The following is a 3,396-nucleotide window of genomic DNA, read 5'->3' on the forward strand; positions in this document are numbered from 1 at the left end:
GTTTTTATTTTTTACAAACAATAAAACTTTGGCATACTCATCCTTATCAGATAGAAGTTCGCGAAGTAAATTTACCTTTGTGTAAAAATTGGGTACATGATAAACAATCTGTTTAATGTTTTTTAAGGGTTCACCACTTAGAGCAACCGAAATCTTTTCCGGGTTTTTGAAAAATACATATAGAAGGTCCTCAACATCTTCAGTCATGGTTGCAGAAAACAAAATGTTTTGTCTTTGAGAAGGCAGTATATCAAAAATATTTATTAACTGGTGTCTGAAGCCCAAGTCCAACATGACATCCACCTCATCGATAACCAGTTTTTGTATGGATTTAAGCTGTAAAACATGACTTACGGCAAGATCATACAGGCGACCGGGGGTTGCTACAAGAACATCCAGTCCTTGAGCTATAGCTTTTTTTTGAGTATTGATATTGGTGCCGCCATAAACTCCCAAAATTCGTATGTTTGAATACTTTGCCAATTTTTTTGTTTCTTCCACAACTTGCAACACGAGTTCTCGGGTCGGCACTAAAACCAATACCCTGGGGTTGTCTTGTTTCGAAAAAGGCAACATTCTCAAAAGCGGAAGCATATAGGCAAAAGTTTTACCGGTACCTGTTTGTGCAATACCCACCATATCTCTGCCAGACATTATTACAGAAAAAGATTTTTCCTGAATTGGAGTGGGTGTTTCAATGCCCAAATCCTGTAATGCATTGAGAAACGGTGTTGTAAGATTAAAATTGGTGAAAGTCAAAATGTTTATTTTTTGGCAAAGATAAGCTTATTTTAAATTTGACTTTTTAATAAAAATGAAGTTAGTAAAATTTGGGTACTTTTGTTTTAGAATTTACTATTTTGCAATTTCAGATTTTTATAAAAAATAAAAGTAAATGAAAAAAATATTAGCCTTTGCAGGTTCAAACAGCAGTAGTTCTATCAATCATCAATTGGTGAGTTATGCTGCATCATTAATAAGTAAACACGAGGTTCGATTAATTAAACTTACAGATTACCCACTTGAATTGTTTAGTGAAGATATAGAAAAAGAAAAAGGCTATTCAGTTGAATTGCGTATGCTTTTAAATACGATCAAAGATGCTGATGCTTTAATGATTTCTGTAAATGAACACAACGGAGGCCCTTCAGTATTTTTTAAAAATGTAATGGACTGGTTGTCACGTATTGAGTACAAATACCTCGATGGCAAGAAACTACTTTTAATGAGTACATCCACAGGAAGCAGAGGAGGAGCCAGCGCTTTTGATTATGTAAAAAGCCGGATTCCAAGACACAATGGGGAACTAATTGAAAGTTTTAGTTTTCCCTCTTTCAATGAAAATTTTTCTGTACAACAAAACAAAATTGTCAATGAAGAGCTTTCACTTGGGTTTATAGATGTAATTCAAAATTTTGAACATCAAATTGAGGAATAGTTGCGCACGGTCAAAAAAATAAATCTAAATGCTTCTCCGGAATTTAAATTGAAGCTGCTACATTGGGCGCAGCAATTTGAAGAGGTAGTTTGGCTTGATTCCAATTCTGAAGTAAATAAAAAACACTTAAAGTATTCGTCGTTTGACCTGGTTTTGGCAGTTGATGCGCTCACTTCCATAAAAACAGATTTTCATGAAGCTTTCGATACATTAGAAGAATATCAAAGACACACTGCCGATTGGATTTTTGGTTATTTAACTTATGATCTTAAAAATGCAGTTTCAGAATTAAAATCAAACAATGCAGATGGATTAAAGTTTCCTGAGCTTTATTTTTTTCAACCCAAAAAACTTATCTTTTTAAAAGGTAAACAGTTGGAATTGCATTATTTAAAGTTTGTTGAAGATGAATTAGATTCTGACATTAAATCTATTTTAAATACCAATACATCAAAAAGTAAGGATGTAATGTCCAAACTTGCTATTAAATCTAAAGTTTCAAAATCTGACTACTTGGATAAAGTGAGGCAAATGCAATACCATATCAAACGAGGGGATATCTATGAAGCCAATTTTTGTATGGAGTTTTTTACAAATGAGGCTACGATTAACCCTTTGCAAACTTATTTGAAGCTCAATTCAATTTCAGAAACCCCTTTTGCCAGTTTTTTAAAACTAGAGTCTAATTATTTATTATCGGCTTCACCTGAACGCTATTTAAAAAAAGAAGGTCAAAAAATAATTTCTCAGCCCATAAAAGGAACGGCTTCACGTTCACAAGAACAAAAACTGGATCAACAGCAGGCAGCAAACCTTAACAAAGATGTAAAAGAACGTTCTGAAAATATAATGATTACAGATTTGGTGCGCAATGATCTTTCACGAACAGCAATGCGGGGCAGTGTTCAGGTAGAGGAGTTGTGTGAGTTGTATTCCTTTAAACAAGTGCACCAACTCATCAGTACAGTAATTTCAAAAGTTGAAACTAAAACACCAGTTACCGATGTTTTAAAAACAACGTTTCCAATGGGAAGCATGACAGGTGCTCCTAAAGAGAGTGCAATGAAAATCATTGAAACACTGGAAGAAAGCAAGCGTGGGCTATACAGTGGCTCAGTAGGATATATTTCTCCTGAAGGCGATGCAGACTTTAATGTTGTTATAAGAAGTATTTTATATAATGAGACATTAAAATATGTGAGTTTTTCAGTAGGAAGTGCGATTACTTTCAAATCAATTCCCGAGAATGAATATGATGAATGCCTACTTAAATCAAAAGCAATGCGTGAGGTGCTTGAAAATTAATAGACAGCTGTCAATCAAGTTTATACAATACATCTACACTCCAGGCTTCTGCTTTGTTTAAAAATAAAGGTTTTGTTTCACTCCAAACTTTTTTAAAAAGAGCACTCTTGCGATAGTTTTCCAGGTCAGACTCTTTGTTCCATTTGCTGTATGTAAAGAAAATGTGTTGTTGTTTATTATCCCGGTAAAGCTCAAGATGTAAACAGCCTGAAAACGATCTGATTTTTTCTTTTACTCTTTCAAAATTATTTAAAAAGAAATCAATTTTATCTACTTGAAACTCCATTTTTACGATACGTACAAACATAATAACCTAGTCAAAGTTAACAGTAACTGTGTCTCTGTAATAGAGACCAAAAAGTGTAGATGCGCTACCTACAGTCTGAGGGTTGCTTTTATAAATAGCCAGTTCTAAATAACCTGAAGCATTCCAAATGGCAAGCTTTTTACCATCTTCTTCCCGTTTATCTGTAGGAAGAGAAAAGTCAATGGCATCGCTGTATTTTGCATAGATATTTTTAAATTTTACGTTCCTGCCAGAAACGATAAATGACTTTCCTTTCCCAACCGCTTCAAATAAACTCTTGGATATATTGGTCACAACATTACCATAGTTGTCAATATAAATAACATTTCCAATGATTTGTTGTTGT

The 3,396-nt window shown here is 33.8% G+C and carries 5 protein-coding genes; 2 read left to right on the forward strand and 3 right to left on the reverse strand.

The window, feature by feature from the left end:
* A partial coding sequence (locus AACY61_RS10710) for a DEAD/DEAH box helicase (RefSeq protein WP_339611574.1) occupies positions 1 to 759 on the reverse strand: 759 nt, incomplete at its 3' end.
* A gap of 136 nt (positions 760 to 895) precedes the next feature.
* Here AACY61_RS10710 and AACY61_RS10715 point away from each other — a divergent pair.
* Complete coding sequence (locus AACY61_RS10715; RefSeq protein WP_339611575.1) at positions 896 to 1,438, forward strand: NAD(P)H-dependent oxidoreductase; 543 nt, start codon at positions 896 to 898, stop codon at positions 1,436 to 1,438.
* A gap of 48 nt (positions 1,439 to 1,486) precedes the next feature.
* Positions 1,487 to 2,743, forward strand: coding sequence for an anthranilate synthase component I family protein (locus AACY61_RS10720; protein ID WP_339611576.1), 1,257 nt, complete (start codon positions 1,487 to 1,489; stop codon positions 2,741 to 2,743).
* 10 nt (positions 2,744 to 2,753) lie between these two features.
* Here the strand turns inward: AACY61_RS10720 and AACY61_RS10725 are convergent, their stop codons facing one another.
* Both AACY61_RS10725 and AACY61_RS10730 read right to left on the reverse strand, forming a co-directional pair.
* Positions 2,754 to 3,050 carry an antibiotic biosynthesis monooxygenase family protein gene (locus tag AACY61_RS10725; RefSeq protein WP_339611577.1) on the reverse strand — a complete coding sequence of 99 codons (297 nt, stop codon included), beginning with the start codon at positions 3,048 to 3,050 and terminating at the stop codon, positions 2,754 to 2,756.
* Between the two features lie 6 nt (positions 3,051 to 3,056).
* A partial coding sequence (locus tag AACY61_RS10730) for an SAM hydroxide adenosyltransferase (protein ID WP_339611578.1) occupies positions 3,057 to 3,396 on the reverse strand: 340 nt, incomplete at its 5' end.

It is taken from the genome of uncultured Planktosalinus sp., from assembly GCF_963973675.1.
In the GTDB taxonomy this organism is placed as follows: domain Bacteria; phylum Bacteroidota; class Bacteroidia; order Flavobacteriales; family Flavobacteriaceae; genus Planktosalinus.

What these genes read in the sequence shown, in the direction of transcription:
- AACY61_RS10715 (WP_339611575.1), top strand. Translation starts at nt 896, where the DNA reads ATGAAAAAAATATTAGCCTTTGCAGGTTCAAACAGCAGTAGTTCTATC.
- AACY61_RS10725 (WP_339611577.1), bottom strand. Translation starts at nt 3,050, where the DNA reads ATGTTTGTACGTATCGTAAAAATGGAGTTTCAAGTAGATAAAATTGAT.